This window comes from Marinomonas sp. BSi20584 (genome assembly GCF_002792415.1).
Taxonomy (GTDB): domain Bacteria; phylum Pseudomonadota; class Gammaproteobacteria; order Pseudomonadales; family Marinomonadaceae; genus Marinomonas; species Marinomonas polaris.
This window is the reverse complement of the sequence record NZ_KZ454887.1, coordinates 34,602-52,770: the sequence shown is the minus strand read 5'-3', so window position 1 is coordinate 52,770 and position 18,169 is coordinate 34,602. Positions and strand designations below refer to the sequence as shown.

17 protein-coding genes are annotated in these 18,169 nt (G+C 42.2%); 7 read left to right on the top strand and 10 right to left on the bottom strand.

All coding sequences use genetic code 11. From position 1 onward, the window contains the following. Positions 1–4 precede the first annotated feature (4 nt). Together TY87_RS16700 and TY87_RS16695 are read left to right on the top strand one after the other, a co-directional pair. Positions 5–1,141 (top strand): Gfo/Idh/MocA family protein, encoded by a 1,137-nt coding sequence (locus TY87_RS16700; RefSeq protein ID WP_100187933.1) that lies wholly within the window; start codon positions 5–7, stop codon positions 1,139–1,141. Between the two features lie 118 nt (positions 1,142–1,259). Then, positions 1,260–1,481 carry a VF530 family protein gene (locus TY87_RS16695; protein ID WP_072840395.1) on the top strand — a complete coding sequence of 74 codons (222 nt, stop codon included), beginning with the start codon at positions 1,260–1,262 and terminating at the stop codon, positions 1,479–1,481. On the opposite strand, the gene TY87_RS16690 is transcribed toward TY87_RS16695, so the two are convergent. From TY87_RS16690 to TY87_RS16680, 3 genes are all read right to left on the bottom strand, one after another. Beyond that, positions 1,478–2,476, bottom strand: coding sequence for a GGDEF domain-containing protein (locus TY87_RS16690; RefSeq protein ID WP_100187932.1), 999 nt, complete (start codon positions 2,474–2,476; stop codon positions 1,478–1,480). The genes TY87_RS16695 and TY87_RS16690 overlap by 4 nt on opposite strands. 57 nt (positions 2,477–2,533) lie before the next feature. After that, positions 2,534–3,586: a GGDEF domain-containing protein gene (locus TY87_RS16685; RefSeq protein ID WP_232617166.1), complete on the bottom strand. Its 1,053-nt coding sequence runs from the start codon at positions 3,584–3,586 to the stop codon at positions 2,534–2,536. An 82-nt stretch (positions 3,587–3,668) separates the two neighbouring features. Then, complete coding sequence (locus TY87_RS16680) at positions 3,669–4,145, bottom strand: LabA-like NYN domain-containing protein (RefSeq protein WP_072840393.1); 477 nt, start codon at positions 4,143–4,145, stop codon at positions 3,669–3,671. A gap of 167 nt (positions 4,146–4,312) precedes the next feature. On the opposite strand from TY87_RS16680, the gene TY87_RS16675 reads away from it, so the two are divergent. Next, positions 4,313–4,690, top strand: coding sequence for a DUF4870 family protein (locus TY87_RS16675; RefSeq protein ID WP_072840392.1), 378 nt, complete (start codon positions 4,313–4,315; stop codon positions 4,688–4,690). 79 nt (positions 4,691–4,769) lie between these two features. Here TY87_RS16675 and TY87_RS16670 read toward each other — a convergent pair whose 3' ends face one another. Continuing rightward, positions 4,770–5,699, bottom strand: a complete 930-nt coding sequence (locus TY87_RS16670) for a hypothetical protein (protein ID WP_100187931.1) — start codon at positions 5,697–5,699, stop codon at positions 4,770–4,772. 119 nt (positions 5,700–5,818) lie between these two features. Here TY87_RS16670 and TY87_RS16665 point away from each other — a divergent pair, with 119 nt between their 5' ends. Beyond that, a complete protein-coding gene (locus TY87_RS16665) occupies positions 5,819–7,225 on the top strand; it encodes an amidohydrolase (RefSeq protein ID WP_100187930.1) in 1,407 nt (468 codons plus the stop codon). Between the two features lie 307 nt (positions 7,226–7,532). Then, positions 7,533–8,816, top strand: coding sequence for a ribonuclease J (locus tag TY87_RS16660; protein ID WP_232617165.1), 1,284 nt, complete (start codon positions 7,533–7,535; stop codon positions 8,814–8,816). A 31-nt stretch (positions 8,817–8,847) separates the two neighbouring features. Here the strand turns inward: TY87_RS16660 and epmB are convergent, their stop codons facing one another. Beyond that, positions 8,848–9,873, bottom strand: a complete 1,026-nt coding sequence (epmB, locus tag TY87_RS16655; RefSeq protein ID WP_100187971.1) for an EF-P beta-lysylation protein EpmB — start codon at positions 9,871–9,873, stop codon at positions 8,848–8,850. A gap of 214 nt (positions 9,874–10,087) precedes the next feature. Here epmB and efp point away from each other — a divergent pair, with 214 nt between their 5' ends. After that, a complete protein-coding gene (efp, locus tag TY87_RS16650; RefSeq protein ID WP_072840388.1) occupies positions 10,088–10,663 on the top strand; it encodes an elongation factor P in 576 nt (191 codons plus the stop codon). Between the two features lie 248 nt (positions 10,664–10,911). Here the strand turns inward: efp and TY87_RS16645 are convergent, their stop codons facing one another. The 3 genes from TY87_RS16645 to TY87_RS16635 all read right to left on the bottom strand — a co-directional run bounded on the left by TY87_RS16645 (position 10,912) and on the right by TY87_RS16635 (position 14,260). Then, complete coding sequence (locus TY87_RS16645; protein ID WP_100187929.1) at positions 10,912–12,171, bottom strand: serine hydrolase domain-containing protein; 1,260 nt, start codon at positions 12,169–12,171, stop codon at positions 10,912–10,914. Positions 12,172–12,288: 117 nt separating this feature from the next. Beyond that, on the bottom strand, positions 12,289–13,461 hold the full coding sequence (locus tag TY87_RS16640) for a helix-turn-helix transcriptional regulator (protein ID WP_100187928.1): 1,173 nt from the start codon (positions 13,459–13,461) through the stop codon (positions 12,289–12,291). A 355-nt stretch (positions 13,462–13,816) separates the two neighbouring features. Continuing rightward, complete coding sequence (locus TY87_RS16635; RefSeq protein ID WP_072840378.1) at positions 13,817–14,260, bottom strand: DoxX family protein; 444 nt, start codon at positions 14,258–14,260, stop codon at positions 13,817–13,819. A gap of 327 nt (positions 14,261–14,587) precedes the next feature. On the opposite strand from TY87_RS16635, the gene TY87_RS16630 reads away from it, so the two are divergent. Beyond that, on the top strand, positions 14,588–15,316 hold the full coding sequence (locus TY87_RS16630; RefSeq protein WP_100187927.1) for an SDR family oxidoreductase: 729 nt from the start codon (positions 14,588–14,590) through the stop codon (positions 15,314–15,316). A gap of 97 nt (positions 15,317–15,413) precedes the next feature. On the opposite strand, the gene TY87_RS16625 is transcribed toward TY87_RS16630, so the two are convergent. Both TY87_RS16625 and TY87_RS16620 read right to left on the bottom strand, forming a co-directional pair. After that, complete coding sequence (locus TY87_RS16625; RefSeq protein ID WP_100187926.1) at positions 15,414–16,406, bottom strand: NADP-dependent oxidoreductase; 993 nt, start codon at positions 16,404–16,406, stop codon at positions 15,414–15,416. 115 nt (positions 16,407–16,521) lie between these two features. Further along, positions 16,522–17,946 (bottom strand): aminotransferase-like domain-containing protein, encoded by a 1,425-nt coding sequence (locus TY87_RS16620; protein ID WP_100187925.1) that lies wholly within the window; start codon positions 17,944–17,946, stop codon positions 16,522–16,524. Positions 17,947–18,169 lie beyond the last annotated feature (223 nt).

Here is an 18,169-nt window from a genome sequence, read left to right as displayed (position 1 = left end):
TATTATGGCTGAAGCAAGCAAACGCCGTTTGCGTCTTGGTATGGTAGGTGGTGGCGAAGGTGCTTTTATAGGTGAAGTGCATCGTTTTGCCGCTCGCCTTGATGACCACTATGAATTGGTGGCGGGAGCCTTATCAAGTCAACAGGAGAAAGCCGAACGATCCGCTAAGGAGTTAGGATTGGCTCGATCTTATGTGGACTTTGAAGAAATGGCGCGTCAGGAAAGTGAGCGAGAAGATGGCATCGAAGTGGTGTCCATAGTGACCCCCAACCATTTGCATGCACCAGTGGCGATGGCGTTTTTGAAACGCGGTATTCATGTGATTTGTGATAAGCCACTGACAGCAACTCTGGAGCAAGCAAAAGCACTTTATCAGGCTGCTGAAGATAGCCAAGCGCAGTTTTTATTAACCCATAACTATTCTGCTTATCCTATGGTACGCGAGGCACGAGCCATGGTGAAAGCTGGTAAGTTGGGCAACATACGTTCTATTCAAGTGGAATACGTACAAGACTGGTTGACGGAACCGTTAGAGAAAACGGGCAACAAACAAGCTACTTGGCGATCTGATCCTGAGCAATCTGGTATTGCGGGCTGTATGGGGGACATCGGCAGCCATGCTTATCAATTGGCGTGTTTTGTTGGTAATACTCAGGGTAAAGAAGTTTTGGCGGATTTATCCAGCTGGGTTGAAGGGCGAGCTTTGGACGATGACGCGAATATTCTGTTGCGCTATGAAAACGGAGCTAAAGGTCATTTGTGGGCGAGCCAAGTGGCTCCTGGCAATGAGAATGCCTTGTCGTTGCGGATTTATGGCGATAAAGCCGGCATCGAGTGGCATCAGGAATCACCTAATGAGCTGATTTATTCTGTGTTAGGTGAACCAAGCCAACGCCTTCGTCGAGGCAATAGCTATTTGAGCGAGGCGGCCACATTGGTTTCTCGTATTCCGTCTGGTCATCCTGAAGGTTATTTAGAGGCGTTTGCGAATTTATATCGCGAGTTTGCCGAGCAACTTCTCACATCAACCACGAATCCTAATTTACCAACACTGGCAACGGGGTTACATGGAATGCGATTTATCACAGCTACCGTTTATTCGAGCCAAAATAATGGCCTTTGGGTTCCATTAACTGATTAGTTATTAGAAGCGAGACCAGCACGAAGCTGGAATTAGCCGCAATATCTTTAAGCGGCTTTTTTCGGCTTGCTGTATACTTTCGGCTAAATAGCTAATTGAGTCATAGGAATAAACAGACATGGTCGGAACACAAGTTAATAACCCCTTGCATGGTGTGAAACTAGAGAAGGTTGTCACGGATCTGGTGGAGCATTACGGTTGGGAGGAGTTGTCGATTCGTATCAATATTAATTGTTTTAAAAGTGATCCTTCAGTGAAGTCTAGCTTGAAATTTCTGCGTAAAACCCCTTGGGCCAGAGAAAAGGTTGAAGCGTTGTTTTTGGAAACTTTTAGCAGCTAAGCGCAGACTCTATTCCTGCCCTCACGTTTTGCTTGGTAGAGTTTTTGATCGGCAGCGCGAAGGAAATCGGTAAATTCATGCTCCGGCCGTAATGAGCTAATCCCAATACTCACAGTTAATTTGATTGGTTCGTTATGACTGAAGAATATCCCTAGTTCTACCGCCTTTCTGACTTTTTCCGCTTGTCTAAACGCTTCCTTATCATTGATATTCTTGAATAGAATGACGAACTCTTCTCCGCCTAAACGGTATATTTCTTTGGTGTGAATAGATTGCATCAAGGCATCGGCAACCTTTATAAGTACAGAGTCACCAATATCATGACCGTATTTATCATTGATATTTTTGAAGTGATCAATATCAATGATAAGCATGTGCATACTTTCAAAACTATGTTGGAAAGCTTGGAAATCAGCTTTTAAAGCATGACGATTTTTAAGGTTGGTTAAATCGTCTTGTAAGGCAAGTGAGTGGAGGAACTCACTGGTTTTTTGGCGTTGCACTTCGTAAATATGACAAACGAGCCAAATAGAGCAATACACTAGAGTAAAGTTGAATATCGTTCTATAAGGCATGAAGACTTGAGTGTCAGTACGAAAGAATATAACCATCGCAGCTGATAGCACAATAATGGCGCTAAAAATGAAACCTTTTCTCAAGCCAAATAAACTGTAGTACCAAAAAGGTAAAGCTAATCCCCAATAGGTTGCTCCGGCTACAAGGTCCATGACCGCAATCGACAGAAGAATATTTATGGTTAAGGAGATGAGAAGAGCGTAGCTGTGCCAAGGTCGATAAAAACCATTGGATGACTTATAAAGACAAAAGCCAGCAAAGGTAGCGACAGCGAGCTGCATCGTGCCAAGCCCAAGTTTCTGCAATGTGATCATATTGAGCACAAAGTAGACGCTATTCAAAACACAAATTAACGTGCTGAGCCATTTGTGGAATTCTTCTGGTGACACAGAGGAATGTGGGTAACGACGTGTACTCATTGATGATTCAACTTAAGAGCAATGGAAGTAAATAATGGTCAGTTATAAGGTGTGTTCTTAAACCGCCTCGGTAACATTTATCGATCCATAATGTACTAAGTTGCGTCCTTCGTTTTTAGCTGTGTATAGGTTTTTATCAGCGACGCGTAAAAACTCTCTAAAAGATTGCCCTTTGTTGAGTTGTGCTATGCCAATGCTCACGGTGATTTTGATGTTTTGTTGATGAGTTCTAAAAATAGAGTTTTCTACCGTTTTGCGAATAGTTTCCGCAAAATCAAATGCTTGAGTTTGGGTGTAATTATTTAAGACAATAAGAAACTCTTCTCCGCCAATACGATATACATGATCATTGTTTATACAATAGTGTAGTAGTTCAGTCATTTCAATTAGTACTGAATCGCCAACATCATGCCCAAACTCATCATTGACGCTTTTAAAATGATCGATATCTATAATCAGCAGGCGGGTTTCTTCTTGCTCTTTTTCCTGAAAAGGGTCTACCGCTGCTTTATTGAAGTGATCAAAAAAAAGTCTTAACGCGTGACGATTTTGCGCACCCGTTAGTGGGTCTTGGAAGGCCATTTTTTCTAGGAGTAGGCTGCTTTTTGCATATTGAGTTTCATATAAATAGCAAATGGCGTAGGACAAAAAGTAGGCTAATACGAAGTTAAGAACAGATCGATAGGGGATGAAACTCTCTGTATCGGATTTAATGAATAAAATAGCAAGAGCTGGTATGGACAAGAGAATAGTATAGAAAAGTCCAAGTTTTGGACCTGCAAGTAGGCAATATAGCGGTGGTAAGACAAGAAACCAGTAAATAGAGCCAGCTCTTAGATCTGCAAAATAAAAAGCATAAATGACAGCAGCTGTGATTGAGAAAGTTAGCATGTAGGTATGCCATTTTTTTGTTTTTTCTAGCTGAGCCGCTCTAAAAAAATACAAATTTATTAGGCCAAAAACAGCATCAATAATGCCAATAGTAATTTGGTTTAAGATGACGACATTAAGAAAGCAGTAAAAGATCATGATGACACCCGTGACTAGGCTCAGCCACTTATGCAGGGTGTCTCTTGTTTCCAATAATAAGAAGTTTGTTTGAGTCGTCATTTCGTCACTTTCTGTATATAAAATAATCAGTAAGGATTCTTAAGGGGACATATTCTCTCTTAAAAATATAGACTAGTTTGATCTATTTAAGTAACAATTTGTTACCGATGGCGGTGAAAGAATCAGCAGCATTGATTAATGACTGTGCAGTTAAGGATTCAACGCCATAGACTTCTACTTTAGTTTGGTATTTTTCCCTGAGTGTTTTAGCGAGAATATCGAAGTCGCCATCGCCAGAAAGCAAAACAAGGACATCGCTGTCTTTACCATGCTCTATGCCATCGATAGCAATACCCACATCCCAGTCGCCTTTTGCTGAGCCATCCGAGCGTTGAATGAAGGGTTTCAATTTCACTTCAAAGCCAATCGCTCGTAGGATATTTTGAAATTGTCGTTGTTTCTCATCGCCTCTGTCTATGGCGTAAGCGATGGCCTTTACGACATTTCGACCTTCAGTCGCTTGTTGCCAAAAAGTGTTGTAGTCGAAAGAGCGTCCAAACGCTTGTCTCGTGGTGTAATAGACATTTTGAACATCGACTAAAATCGTCACATTTGTCATGGTATTCCTAGGCAGTATGAGTGAAAAACAGAGTGGGGAAAGAACACGTTACAAGCATTCGTATTGAAAAGAAATCATAAAACTGGATAAGAAGAGGGCGATAATTTTAAAAGCATCCCCATTATGCTTATTAGACAAATTTTTATTGAATAACGGAGTGTTTATATATGTCCGGATTTGAACCAGATAATCGTCTTAGACCGTTAACGCCACGAGAGGAAAACGCAAAAAGTAATGTGGTGATTGCCTATGTTTTTATGTTGTTAGGCATATTCACGGGTGTCTTTTGGTTTATTGGTGCCATTTGGGCCATGGTAAAAGCAGACGAGGCCCGGGGAACATTCTTTGAAGATCATTACGCCAATATCATTGGTACTTTTTGGTGGGGGATCTTTTGGAGCGTTATTGGCGTGATACTGACGTTATTTTTTATCGGCTATATTTTGTTGTTTTGTGTTTGGATTTGGTCGATTTTTAGGATGGTGAAAGGTATTGCCAGAGCAACGTCTAATCAGTCTTATCGGGAAATGTTTAATCCTTTTTAGATTTTTGATGGTTTTTACAGCCCATGCGTGGAGACACTTGGGCTGTAAAATAGAGTCTTGTTAATATAGTAGCGCCTTGCTAATTGTTCAGTAACGTCATTTTACTGTCTTTATAAAGCGTACCTTTGTTTGCCATTAACACTAGCTCTTTTAGACTGAGAGCCGAAGAAGGTTGCATAGTTAGGCTCAGTTTTTCAGGCTGCATTAAAAACGTTAATAATGTTTCGGCAACGTGTTTCGCTTCTTCCGAATCTGCTGGTGCAAGCCCCAATGCTTGGCTTGCGTATCTCAGACTGTTCGACTGATTTTCTGGTGAATCTCGCAAAACAGCCGATTGAGGAAACAGATGAGTGATTAATCCTGATTCTTCGTATTTCACCTCTAAAGAATGCAATTCAATGGCGTCACCATAGATGATGGGTAGCGCTTCAGGCTGGCCTAATGCAAACGATGCTAGTACGTCAGAACGTAGATCAGACATGACGATGCCATGATCCAATACGTTGATTTTAGAAGACAGATCTAGCTTGCCAATACCCTTTATGTCTAGTTTGAATTGAGACGAGACTTTTTCACCCTCAATCTTGGAAGTAAAAGAGCCTTTACCAAGTAAGGTTTCAATTCCACCTGCACGCATTAGATTTCGTGTATCACGGGATAAGCTGCCGATTGGGCTTTCTTGTATCCAAAATTCTACATCTAAATCAGGGTATTTGATTGGGTAGCTATTAAACGAAATTCTAGCGAAGCGTAGCCAATGTGCATTTTCATTACCAAAGCTGACATTTTCCAGGGAGGGCGTCAGAGTGAATGGATCAAGGTGAATGCTTTCATAATGGACAAAAGGCGCTAAACCAGATTGATTAAGCTGTTCTTGAATTTTGTCTTCGGCGTATTGCGTCCCAAAGCGCTGAACAAGATAGATGATAAAAATTGCCATGCAAGACAGTAAAATAAAGTAGGTTATGGCTTTGCCAAGACCGTTTTGAAGCTTAGTTGAGATGTTCAATTTTAAATCCTAAATTTTAAACATGTTTCTGTGTTGGAATAAAACATGCAGGTATTATTAAGCAATGTCGCTGTCAAAAAGCGACCTATTCGGAACATTATCTAATAAAGGACAATCGAATGCAGTTTAAAAAAAGTGTCTTATTGGCAGTATTAGCCACGACGACTTTTTCAGCGCCATCATGGAGCGCCGAGTCTGTTGATTTGTTGATCAAAGACGCTACCGTTTTGACTATGGATAACAGTAAAACGCTATATCACCATGGTGTTGTTGCGATTAAAGGAAATAAAATTTTCGCTGTAGGTGATGCGTCATTAGCAGCTCAATTTGATGCGAAAAAAGTGTTGGATGTGCAAGGCGATATCGTAATGCCAGGCTTAATAAATACTCATACCCACGTATCTATGGCGGTTTTACGTTCTTTAGCAGATGATGTGCCAGACCGTTTGCATCGTTATATTTTCCCTCTGGAAAACAAGCTAATTACCCGTGATATGGTGCGTATTGGCGCTAATCTTGGCAATGTCGAGATGTTGCGTGGCGGTGTTACTACCTACGCCGATATGTATTATTTTGAAGATGAAGTCGCCAAAACCGTTGATCAAATCGGCATGCGTGCTGTGCTTGGTGAGACTGTGATTAAGTTTCCTGTTGCAGATGCTAAAAACGCCGAAGAAGGTATTAACTACGCGTTAAGATTCATTGAAGAATACAAAGACCATCCGCGTATCACACCAGCGTTTGCGCCTCATGCTCCTTATACAAACACCACTGAAGTGTTGCAGCGAGTAGCTGAATTATCCAAAGAGAAAAACGTGCCAGTGCTGATCCATTTAGCCGAATCTCACACCGAGCAAGAAAAAATTGCCGAGCGAGCTGACGGTAAAAGCCCTGTTCAATATATGCATGATATTGGTGCTTTGAATGATCACTTAGTTGGCGCTCATATGATTCTAGTAGACGATCATGATATTGAGCTTGTTAAAGAAAGTGGCATGGGCGTGGCGCATAACATGAGCGCAAATATCAAGTCGGCGAAAGGTGTTTCGCCTGCTCTAAAAATGTATGACGAAGGCGTGAGAATTGGCTTAGGGACTGATGGCCCAATGTCTGGCAATAATCTAAGTACTATTGCTGAGTTTGGGCAGGTAGCTAAAGTCCATAAATTGGTTAACCAAGATCGTGCGGCTATGCCACCTATTAAAGTCATTGATATGGCAACCATGGGTGCAGCAAAAGCGCTGCATATGGAAGATCGTGTTGGTTCATTAGAAGTTGGAAAATTAGCAGATATTATCGTCGTGGATACCAAGGCTCCGCATATGGTACCTATGTATAATCCTTACTCTGCCTTGGTTTATTCTGCTTATCCTAGCGATGTTCGACACAGTATAGTTGACGGCAAAATCCTTATGGAAGACAAGAAAATACTCACCGTAGATGAAGCTGCGATTATTAAAGAAGCCGTGGAATACACTCAAATTGTGCGTGATACTGTGATAGCGAATGGTGACGAAGTTCTATAGATACCTTTGCACGACTGCTGCTAGTCTTCGATCATGAGGTCGTGCACAGCTCTTTATTACTTCATAGTTCTTATTTTTTTATCTCGAGAAAACCTCTTTTTACCTCAAAAATAGAAAGAGGTTTTTTATTTTGGGCTTCTTTTATCCAATCGTTACGAGCACGCTGGGATATCCATGAAAAATGCGTACCATAGAGAGAATTGACTAATATCCAGTCTGTATTTACAAGGAGTGCGTTATTTCATCTTTGATTCCCTCACAAGAGGATTTATGGTTTTTGCCTTTAGGTGGCACAGGCGAGATCGGTATGAACATGAACCTTTATGGCCATGACGGGCAATGGTTGATGGTCGATTGCGGCGTTTCCTTTAACGAGCCATTGACGCCTGATGACCTGCGTACCTCCGAAATCGTTTGCGCTGATCCTAGTTTTATTGCCGAACAAAAAGAACGTTTAGCCGGCATCGTCATTACTCACGCCCATGAAGATCATGTGGGGGCTTTGCCTTTTTTGTGGCGACGTTTCAAATGTCCGGTTTACACCACGGCTTTTACCGCAGAGGTTTTGCGTCGTAAGTTGGTTCAAGTGGGTTTGACCGACCAAGTGCCGATTATAGAAGTGAAAGAAAACGAAACCAAAAAGATTGGCGTGTTTAATGTCAAATGGTTGGGATTGACTCATTCTGTTCCAGAGCCTTATGCGATGACCATAGACACGCCTGCAGGACGTATCTTTCATACGGGTGATTGGAAAATCGATAAAAAGCCAATTTTGGGTGATGCGTTTTCTCCCGCAGCCTTTCAAGCGTTAGCCAAAGAAAACATTCTCGCCATGGTGTGCGATTCAACGAACGCGCTAAAAGATGGCTTCTCGCCATCTGAAAGTGATTGTTATCAGGGCTTGTTAAAAACTATTGAGGCAGAAAAGAACCGTGTTGTTGTAGGTTGTTTCAGCAGTAATGTTGCTCGTTTAGTGGCATTGGGACAAGTCGCAAAAGAGACTGGTCGTTATCTTGCCTTGATCGGAAGATCGCTGACAAATATGGTTAGTGCTGCAAGGGTGACAGGCCATTGGCCAGATGATTTACCGATTATCGACGCCGCGCATCTTGGCTATTTACCAAGGGAAGAAGTATTGGCGGTCGTGACTGGAAGCCAAGGGGAACCAAGGGCGACCTTGAATCGACTCGCCGCAGATAACTGCTTCGATTTGAGTCTTGAAGCCGACGATTTGGTGATTTTTAGCTCTATGCGTATTCCCGGTAACGAACAAGCTATAGATAGATTAGCTGAGCAATTTAAAGGTCGAAAAATCCGCACCTTGCAAGCCCATGAAACCGACTTAACCATTCATGTGAGTGGCCATCCTTGCCGCGAAGAACTCAAACAGCTTTATACTTGGGTGCAGCCGCAATTGGCGATTCCAGTTCATGGCGAGCCGAAACATTTGGATGCTAACGCTGACGTGGCGAAACTCAGCCATGTGCCGGATCAGTTAATCGGTCGAAATGGCGACTTATACCAGCTAGCGCCGAACGTTAGTATTCGACGTCAGCAAGTAAAAGTCGGTCGAATTGCGTTGCTCAGGTAACGCTAAATAAAACGAATGACAAGGCGAGAAGCTACTTATCGAGTTCATTGAAAATCGGTGCAAACACGCTTTTCGCTGGTTTGCCAGGGATCTCCTTGGCGAGCCTTGGGACTAAATAACCTGGCAGCTCGGCAGCCACTTTTCCCATCAAGCGTTGAGCATCTTCGATTGAAATATCAAAGTGCGCCGCGCCTTCGACTGGATCTAACGTGAACATGTAGTAAGGCAAAATCCCAGCATCGAATACAGCTTCGCTCAAATTGACTTGAGCTTCTACCGAATCGTTGACGCCTTTTAATAGAACACCTTGATTGAGCAAGGTAACGCCCGTTCTTTTCAGCTTATAGGCTGCCTGAGCGAGCTCTTCGTCCATTTCATTTGCATGATTAATATGCCACACCATCACGATGTCGAGACGACTTGCTTTGATCCACGCTAGCATGTCATCGCAAACGCGAGATGGAATCACCACGGGCAAACGCGAGTGAATGCGTAGGCGTTTTATTTGTGGCAACGCATCAAGCTTGCGGACTTTATCGGCGAGTAAAGCGTCTTTCATCATCAAAGGATCACCGCCACTTAAGATCACTTCGTTGATTTGAGGATGGGCTTTTAAATAGTCGATTACCGAGTCCCACTCCGCTTGCGCTAGTTGATTGTCACCGTAAGGAAAATGACGACGGAAACAGTAACGACAGTTTACTGCGCAAGTGCCAGTGGTAATAACCAACAAACGACGTTTGTATTTATGCACTATGGCTTTTTGTGGATTGTGTTCGGCTTCTTCTAATGGGTCTTTTGTGTAACCCACGACTTTTTGCATTTCAGCTGTACTAGGCAGAATTTGCAGCAGCAGAGGATCGTTAGGGTTGCCATATTCAATGCGCGACAAATAAGGTCGCGGCACCAGTAATTTGAAGCTCTGATGTGCTTCTATGCCTTGTTGAGCAAGACTTTTTGGCAGACCTAAGTGCTCAACCAGTTCTGGTAAGGAGGTTAGGGCCTGCGACAGGTGCTGCGACCAGCTTAAATTGTTCTTTGTTTGAATAGGGATCACGTCAAATATCTGCAAAATTGTGTTCATTTGGGTTATGATTGCGCCAACTTATTTTGGCCTACTCGGCCAGTGGCTCTCAGAGATCTTTGCAAACGCTCTTTTTACTTGTCTATTTAACGGTTCTAAATGACATAAAAAGAAGTTTGCAGAGATCTTGGGACTGACATGATACGCCAGTCAGAGCCTTTTCTCTAAAAATATACTGTGAGGATGTATGGCTAATATTTCTACCAGCGAAATGCGCAGCGGTTCTAAAGTAATGGTCGACGGCGATCCATGTGCGATTATCGATAACGAACACGTTAAACCAGGTAAAGGCCAAGCCTTTAACCGCATCAAGCTGCGTAACCTAAAAACTGGTCGTGTTTGGGAGCGTACTTTTAAATCTGGTGATACGCTAGAAACAGCTGACGTAATGGACACCGATATGGAGTACTTGTACACCGATGGCGAGTTCTGGCACTTCATGGCTGTAGATGGTTCTTTTGAACAACACGCAGCAGATGAAACAGCAGTAGGCGACACGATTAAGTGGCTGAAAGAGCAAGAAAAATACGTTGTAACTCTATACAACGGTGCGCCATTGGCGGTTGCTGCTCCTAACTTCATCGAACTGGAAGTAAAAGAAACGGATCCAGGTGTAAAAGGCGATACGGCTAACGGCGGTTCTAAACCTGCTTTCTTGGTGACTGGCGCTATGGTTCGTGTACCACTGTTTATCAACATCGGTGAAGTTCTTCGTGTTGATACTCGTACTGGCGACTACGTTTCTCGCGCAACAGGTAAGTAATTCCTGAATTTGCATAATTAATATGAAAGCCCCCGATAGGAAACTATCGGGGGCTTTTTTTGCTTCGCTGTTCCGTCCTGAAATAGGTTATGCCTAGGCTTTTGGTTGGTCTGAATGGTTTAAGAGTAGTTATGAAATGAAAATTTAAGGTGCTTGGTAGGAAAAGCTAATTAAAAAATTAAGAAGCTATGAGGAAGTGTTTCTCATCATAACTTCTTAATAAAAGGGAGGCCTATCAAAAATGCAGTTTAATTAGCAGGTTTCCATTTAGCTGCTTTATCAAAGAAGTTTAGTGTTTCAGCTTCTGCTGCATCCATTTGGTCTTGAGGGAAATAGCTCGTTTTGACAATGACAGTATTTTCATCTTGGTTCACGTAAATGAACTGACCTTGTAAGCCGATTGCTGAATAAGCATTTGTATTTGGCATGGTCCACCATTGGTAGCCGTATCCACCTAATTTAGGGTCTTCTTTATCTACCGGGGCTGTTGATAATTTAACCCATTCTGGTGAAACAATTTGTTTGCCGTTGATCTTGCCGTTATGCAGCATCATTTGACCCACACGAGCAAAATCACGAACGGTTGCATTGAAGCCTGCGCCAGTGAATTCTCGTCCAACACCTGGCTGTCCATCCATGATGAAGAAGCCATTTGATTCAGCACCTATTGGCTCCCATAAATGTTGCTGCATGTAAGAGGCCACATTACTGCCATCGCTGACACGTTCAAGCAACAAGCCTAACACTGCCGTATCGATGGTTTTATAGGCTAAGAAAGTACCTGGTTTATGAAGGCGCTTGATGGTTTTTGCTGGCTCAACAAAGCGCGCTACGTTTTTAACTAAAGCCAAAATATGGTTCTTAGCTGCTATGCCTGGATTGGCAAAGTCATAACGCTCTTCGTAATCGACACCGGATTTCATAGCAAGTATTTGACGAATAGTCACGCCTTTATAGGCACCTTCAGATAATTCAGGTAGGTAAGTGGTGATATCGTCGTCTAATGATTTAATACGACCTTCTTCAAGGGCAACACCAACCAAGATAGAAACCATAGATTTGGTCATTGACCAAGCCATGAAGTGCGTATCTTGGTTGCTGTTGTTGCGATAGTTTTCATAGACGACTTTGTCGTCTTTAATAATGATCATCGCATTGGTATAGGTTCTGTCTAAGAATTGCTCTGGTGTATAGTTGTTACCTTCATACTCGTAGGTAAAATCTAGTGGCTTATCATTGTGAACAAATGGGGTGACGTTTCCTGAATGGCCAACTTGGCGGGTTGTGAATAACGTATCCATTGAGCGAAATGTTAGCGTATTAACATCGCCATCGAGCATTGCCCAGCGTAAGTTTTGGATGGCAATAGGAACTTCAGATACTGGACCAATTCCCGCAACCATTGGGTCTACTTCTGATGCTGCGTGTGCAGCTATTGGGAGTAGAACGACTGAAGATAGTAAGCTTGCGCCCATAAAACATTGCATGTTTTTTATTTTTGTTTGCATGTCTGTCTCTCTCTCATTTTGATTAAAGTTTATCTAGACAATTGTTTGTCTATAAAACAAATAATGCTCAGTTCGCTTCAGCTTGTCATATCCCAAATAGGATAGACCAAACTATCATTAGCTTATTTTTTGTGAGAAAGGCGTATTTTCTAGTTGGCTTACATGGGGAAGTATTGAAGACCACAGTATTTTTACTAGTTCTGGTTGGCGGGTGACTCCCATTTTTGAAAAAATACTTTTTAGTTGGATTCGTGCGGTGCCAACGGTTATGCCTTTTTCTATAGCGTATTCCGTCAACGAAAAACCATTTGCTAAAGCGCTCGCTAGTTTTACTTCTGCAGGTGTAAGGCTGAATAAGCGACCAATATTCTGCTCTGAAAGTATCACTTCATTATGGCTATTGGATAAAAATAGGGCAAAAGTGAGAGGCTGTTTGGATTGTATCAGGCCGACTGATATAGAAGACAAAATAGGGGTAAGTAGCAACTGTATTGGACTAGTTTGATGCTCCCCAATTCTAGCAAGAGGGTGAGATGTTATTCCTGTAGGCGATTGTGTTTGGCGCAATAGCTGTATGAAAATGTTTCTGTCTGCCTTGTGTTCAAAGCGCAATTCGTTATCTATCAATTCTAGGTAATCTGATTCCGATATTATGGAAGCTGCACTGCTATTAAACCAGCTAACTTTGCCATACTGATTTATTAGCATGATCCCTGTGGTTAATTTATCTGCGATTTGTTTAATAATAGTATTGCTGCTCGATAGCGTCTGAAATTGATCATACAAAAGAATGGTTTGTTGTATATGAGGTGCAAGTTGCTGAAGTAATGATTCGCAGTTGTGGTCAAAGAGGCGCAAATCACCGTGTTTACGGTGAGCAATTAAGTTGAGATAGCGATTAGGAGAAATTTTCATTTCTAGGGAAATCGCCAATCCTAATCCTGCCTTCGCGAGCCGCTCTTGGAAATCAATATATCGTGGACAGGAGTCAGAGAAGAGCTCTTCATCGCGGATTATGGCTGGGTATTCGCTAAAATCATAATCTAGACGGGGATTATCAGAATTATTAACCCATTTATCGTGCAAGTCTGCATTTATAGTCGACTGGGAATCGCGCATCAGCCAAATTTCAGATGGATTAGAGTTGTCCGATAGTTCGTGTATTTGAGCAGCAATGCTTTCCACTTCTAACTTTTCACGTAGCTCATCAAGAATACTTATCCATCGATTTGGGTGCTGTACGCAACTATAAATCTTCGGTAAAAGTTGATTCAAAAAGCTTTCAATCATGATGGCCTCCGCGTTGTCAAACAACTAGGTGCCAGTATTTTCCTTAAAGATGAATCAGTTCTCTATCAACAAGATGGCGACTGTATTTCCGTAAGTGTAGATCGATTTTAGGCACTTTGTTTATTATTTTTAGTTCGACCTTTCTAAAACATACCTCATGAAACTATTAAAGAGAAGTATTGTTTATAAAATAAACTATTTATATTTTTGATTATTATTTTTTATTACATCGATGTTTTTTTACCATAAAGGTAAGACATTGTTCCTGAATCGATTTTGCTGTTTTTAGATAGCGTGTATATGAAAAAGCTTCGATAGCGGACCATCGAAGCTTTTAAAGTAATGTATTATTAGGCTAGTTTTTAGCAGAAATCGCTTTATCTACAGAGAAAGAGCCGGCGCCGCTGAATACTAAAGAAACGGCAACAATCAAAAGTGTTAGTGCGTATTCATAGCCGTTGTTTGCCATGAACAAACCGTTTGAAATATGCACAGAGAAGATTGCCATTAGCATAGTGAAAGCAATAACTGCAGAAGCTGGACGAACAAGCAAACCGATAACAAGTGCCAAGCCACCAAAGAATTCTGCACTACCTGCTAAAAGAGCCATCAGATAACCAGGTTCTAGACCAATAGATGCCATCCACTGACCAGTGCCTTCAAGACCGTAACCGCCAAACGCACCAAACAATTTTTGCGCGCCATGTGCCATTAGGATTAGACCCACTGGAATACGCAAAATTGTGCTAGCGATACCAGAAGTTGTGTTAGTGATTTTTTGGATTAACGATGTTGTCATTTTGATTTACCTTAGTGTTGGGTTGGTGTTACTTAATATGTAGGCACTATATATAAAAAAAACAGAATAGTGTAACGGAGTATTTTGAGGTTAATGATCAAAAAAATTGAACTATCGAAATGATCTACGATTTTGATGCCAATATTTGACTGAAACCCTCTTGTTATTGAGAATCTCTACTAATTTTATTGGATTCTCTGTCACTATGTATTACGACGGCTTAAAGGCTAATTTAGATCAGTTATAGGCAAAAAAGTAGCAGAGTTTGCAGTCTATAGAATGGTAGCGTGTTGTTATCTCTATAAATAACAATAAACAGGATAAAACATGTCTAAAGCATTAATGGGAAAAGTCGCCGTTGTGACTGGTGGCGCATCAGGAATAGGTCTTGCTAGTGTCGAAGGCATGATAGCTGAAGGTGCTCGGGTCGTGATCGTGGATCGTGATGAGACAGCATTACAAGCTTTGCAAGACAAACATGGCGATGCAGTCATCACCCTTGCAGTAGATTTGTTGGATCCTGCCGCTTGCTCGGCGATGGTTCCGCGGATTTTAGAAAAAGCCAAAGTGATCGATATTTTTCACGCCAATGCCGGCTTGTATGTTGGTGGTGATTTAGTTGATGCCGATAACGACGCCATAGACCGAATGCTAAATCTGAATATTAACGTTGTCATCAAGAACGTGCGTGATGTTTTGCCGCATATGATTGAACGAGGTGTGGGCGATATTTTAATAACCAGTTCCTTAGCGGGTCATTTTCCGACACCTTGGGAACCGGTTTATGCCTCATCAAAATGGGCGATGAATTGTTTTGTGCAAACGGTGCGTAGACAAGTCAGCAAGCATGGAATTCGCGTTGGCTCGGTATCTCCCGGCCCAGTTATTACTTCTTTATTATCTGATTGGCCTGCGGAAAAACTCGCAGAAGCCAAGTCAAAAGGCAGCTTGATGGAAGCCAGCGATGTGGCTGAAGCGCTCATCTTTATGCTTACGCGTCCTCGTCATGTGACGATTCGGGATGTGGTGATGCTTCCGTCACAATTTGATTTATAACTCGCCATTAAGCTTATTAAATCTATTTTAATTAAAAAGGGAATGGTCATTCGACCATTCCCTTTTACTTTTCTACTGTATCTTATCTCTGGAGAGCTTATAGCTTAACAATCAGCTTGCCGGTATTTTTACCGTCAAATAACAGGTTAATGCCACTAGTTGCGTTTTCGATTCCTTCAATAACGTGGGCACGGTATTTCAATTCCCCTTTGCCTAGCATGGCGCCTAGCGCTTGGCCGTATTCAGGAATACGATGGAAATGATCCGGCATGGTGAAGCCTTGGATAGTTAAGCGACGTTTGATGATGCCAACCCAGCTTGGTCCTGGTGCTGGCTCGGCTTTTTGGTAGTCAGCAATTAGACCACATACAGCAATGCGACCATGAGGGTTCATGCGTTCAAAGATAGGACCTTGTGCCAAACCACCCGTATTTTCAAAGAAAAGATCGATGCCGTTTGGCGTCGCTTGCGTCAATTGTTCGACAAAGTCTGCATCTTTGTAATTAATCGCATGATCAAAACCAAGTTCTTTTGTTAACCATTGGCATTTCTCATCAGAGCCCGCCACGCCAACAACCGTTAAACCAAGGTTTTTAGCCATCTGACCGACAAGAGATCCAACCGAACCTGCTGCCGCTGTGACGATAAGCGTCTGACCTGCTTCTGGTTTAAGCACTTCAAACACACCGTGATAAGCCGTAATACCGGGCAGAGCGATGACGGATAAAATTGCTTCAGCAGGCAGCTCTTTTGGAATGACGTTTAAGCCATTACCATCACTGATCGCATATTCAGTCAGACCCATAAGCCCCATAACACGAGCACCAACGGGGAATCTTTCATTGTTGGATTTAACGACTTCACCTATGCCGCTGGCGCGCATGGTATCGCCTAATTTAACCGGCGCGATATAGCTGTTTTCATCCGCGCTCATCCAACCGCGCATGGCTGGATCTAAAGAAAGATGAGAGAGTTTTACTAATACTTCGCCTTCTGCTGGCGTTGGAATGTCTTGAGTAACAATATTGAAGATATCTTCAGTGATTTCTAATTCAGGACGTTTTATCAGTTTTACGGAATGGTAAGACATAGAGATGAATCCTTTTGTGCATGAATTTCTATTTATCCTGAAATACAGTCTAGAGCATTTTTGTTGATCTAAAGGTTAAGATTAAAGAAGTAAATGTGCAATCGCTCCAATTTTGTTAAGTCTCTGCTCTCATCAGACTGTTGATTATGTCGCATAAGCTGATCAATTGTTGATAAGTACTGTGTTTATCCCCAGTATTTTCCAGCGGCCAACCGCAGTTTATACGGAAGCAATCGTGATAAAAGTCGTGGGTACTGAAACAAGCACCGCTGCGTATGTCGATGCCCTGTTTATTAGCTTCTTTTTCAAGCTGTACAGCATTTAAACTGGGGATCTGTACCCAAAGTACGATTCCGCCTTGTGGGGCACTGATTTTTGCATTGGTGGGCAAGTATTTGATTAAAAATTGTTGATAACTATGTATGTGTTGATTCAAAACCGTACGTATTTTATTCACATGAGAGCGATATTCACCGGTGTTGATAAACTCCGCCATACAAGACTGTATAAGTCCATTCACACCAAAGCTGGTTAAGGAATGTTGATTGATATAAGACGTTAAATATCGACCCGGAACACACCAACCAAGTCGCAGTCCAGCGGCTAAGGTTTTTGAAAAAGATCCGCACCAAATCACATATCCCTCTTTATCCCAATATTTTGCTGGCAGCGTTTGTTGTTTCTGGTGGCTTAATTCGAAATAGACGTCGTCTTCTATCATCGGTGTTTTGTATTGCGCGGCAAGTGTTGCTAGAGCTTGTTTTTGTTCAACGGGCAGCGTCATTCCAGTTGGATTCATGTTCGATGTGCTAAACAGAGAGGCTTTTATCAAACCTTGTTGCATCAAGGTTTCTAGATGGTCTAAATCTAAGCCTTTCTCACTAATAGGGATTTCAATCACTTTGCGAGATAGGGCACTTAGTAAATCGAGCAAGCCACTAAAACAAGGGGAGCTAATGGCAATAGTGTCGCCTTCTTTGGTAACGCTTTCTATCGCCAGTCTTACTGCATCAATACAGCCATTGGTGATCACAAAGTCGGCTGCTGAAAAGGCTAGATTGTCATGGCGGAAATGTTCCGCAAGGGCGCTTCTCAGGCCTTTGTCGCCTTGTGTTTCTGGGTATTGAAAGAGATGCTTTCCTGCTCTTTGAGTGACACGTTTAATGCTGCGTTGCAGTGCGACGCTAGGTTGTAATTCTGGCGAAATCATCGAGGTGCCAAGCGGGCTAAAAAGCGCCGAGGCAGGGTTATAGCCATTTAACGGCGCAAAGCGTTTTGGATCCCGTTGTTCAATACTTTTGATGTTAAGACTTGGAAAGCTGATTGCTTCAATTTGGTTGGCAACAAAGTACCCAGACTGCGGCTGCGCATAAATCCAACCTGTTTGTTGAAGGTAATCATAGGCTTTAGTCGCAGTAGTCATGCTGACTTGATGCTGCTTCGCCATGGTTCGTAGCGCTGGCAAACGGCTTCCCGCAGGCAGTCGTTGTGCTTGTATGTCGTCGATATAATGCTGAGCAAGTGTTTCGTAAAGCGCCATAACATTCCCCCAAAGTATTTCCTTTCTTTGAATTGTACTCTTATTTTTATCAAAAATTGAATCTGTGTTCTTTTTGGTTTTCTAGTGATACTTCTTTCTAAAGGAAATGCTTAGTTATGTTCAGTTACACGCGGTGTTTCTGTGAGGTAGGCGGTAGTTTCGAATAGAAACACCGCGTGTAATTGAGCGCCTTCGTTATTGTTTACAACAGATTTTATTTACT

Excerpts from the sequence above, each read along its gene's own strand:
- efp (WP_072840388.1), top strand. The coding sequence starts at position 10,088 with ATGGCTAATATTTCTACCAGCGAAATGCGCAGCGGTTCTAAAGTAATG.
- TY87_RS16680 (WP_072840393.1), bottom strand. The coding sequence starts at position 4,145 with ATGACAAATGTGACGATTTTAGTCGATGTTCAAAATGTCTATTACACC.
- TY87_RS16675 (WP_072840392.1), top strand. The coding sequence starts at position 4,313 with ATGTCCGGATTTGAACCAGATAATCGTCTTAGACCGTTAACGCCACGA.
- TY87_RS16660 (WP_232617165.1), top strand. The coding sequence starts at position 7,533 with ATGAACATGAACCTTTATGGCCATGACGGGCAATGGTTGATGGTCGAT.
- TY87_RS16700 (WP_100187933.1), top strand. The coding sequence starts at position 5 with ATGGCTGAAGCAAGCAAACGCCGTTTGCGTCTTGGTATGGTAGGTGGT.
- TY87_RS16645 (WP_100187929.1), bottom strand. The coding sequence starts at position 12,171 with ATGCAAACAAAAATAAAAAACATGCAATGTTTTATGGGCGCAAGCTTA.
- TY87_RS16620 (WP_100187925.1), bottom strand. The coding sequence starts at position 17,946 with ATGGCGCTTTACGAAACACTTGCTCAGCATTATATCGACGACATACAA.
- TY87_RS16690 (WP_100187932.1), bottom strand. The coding sequence starts at position 2,476 with ATGAGTACACGTCGTTACCCACATTCCTCTGTGTCACCAGAAGAATTC.
- TY87_RS16625 (WP_100187926.1), bottom strand. The coding sequence starts at position 16,406 with ATGTCTTACCATTCCGTAAAACTGATAAAACGTCCTGAATTAGAAATC.
- TY87_RS16635 (WP_072840378.1), bottom strand. The coding sequence starts at position 14,260 with ATGACAACATCGTTAATCCAAAAAATCACTAACACAACTTCTGGTATC.
- TY87_RS16695 (WP_072840395.1), top strand. The coding sequence starts at position 1,260 with ATGGTCGGAACACAAGTTAATAACCCCTTGCATGGTGTGAAACTAGAG.
- TY87_RS16685 (WP_232617166.1), bottom strand. The coding sequence starts at position 3,586 with ATGACGACTCAAACAAACTTCTTATTATTGGAAACAAGAGACACCCTG.
- TY87_RS16665 (WP_100187930.1), top strand. The coding sequence starts at position 5,819 with ATGCAGTTTAAAAAAAGTGTCTTATTGGCAGTATTAGCCACGACGACT.
- TY87_RS16630 (WP_100187927.1), top strand. The coding sequence starts at position 14,588 with ATGTCTAAAGCATTAATGGGAAAAGTCGCCGTTGTGACTGGTGGCGCA.
- TY87_RS16640 (WP_100187928.1), bottom strand. The coding sequence starts at position 13,461 with ATGATTGAAAGCTTTTTGAATCAACTTTTACCGAAGATTTATAGTTGC.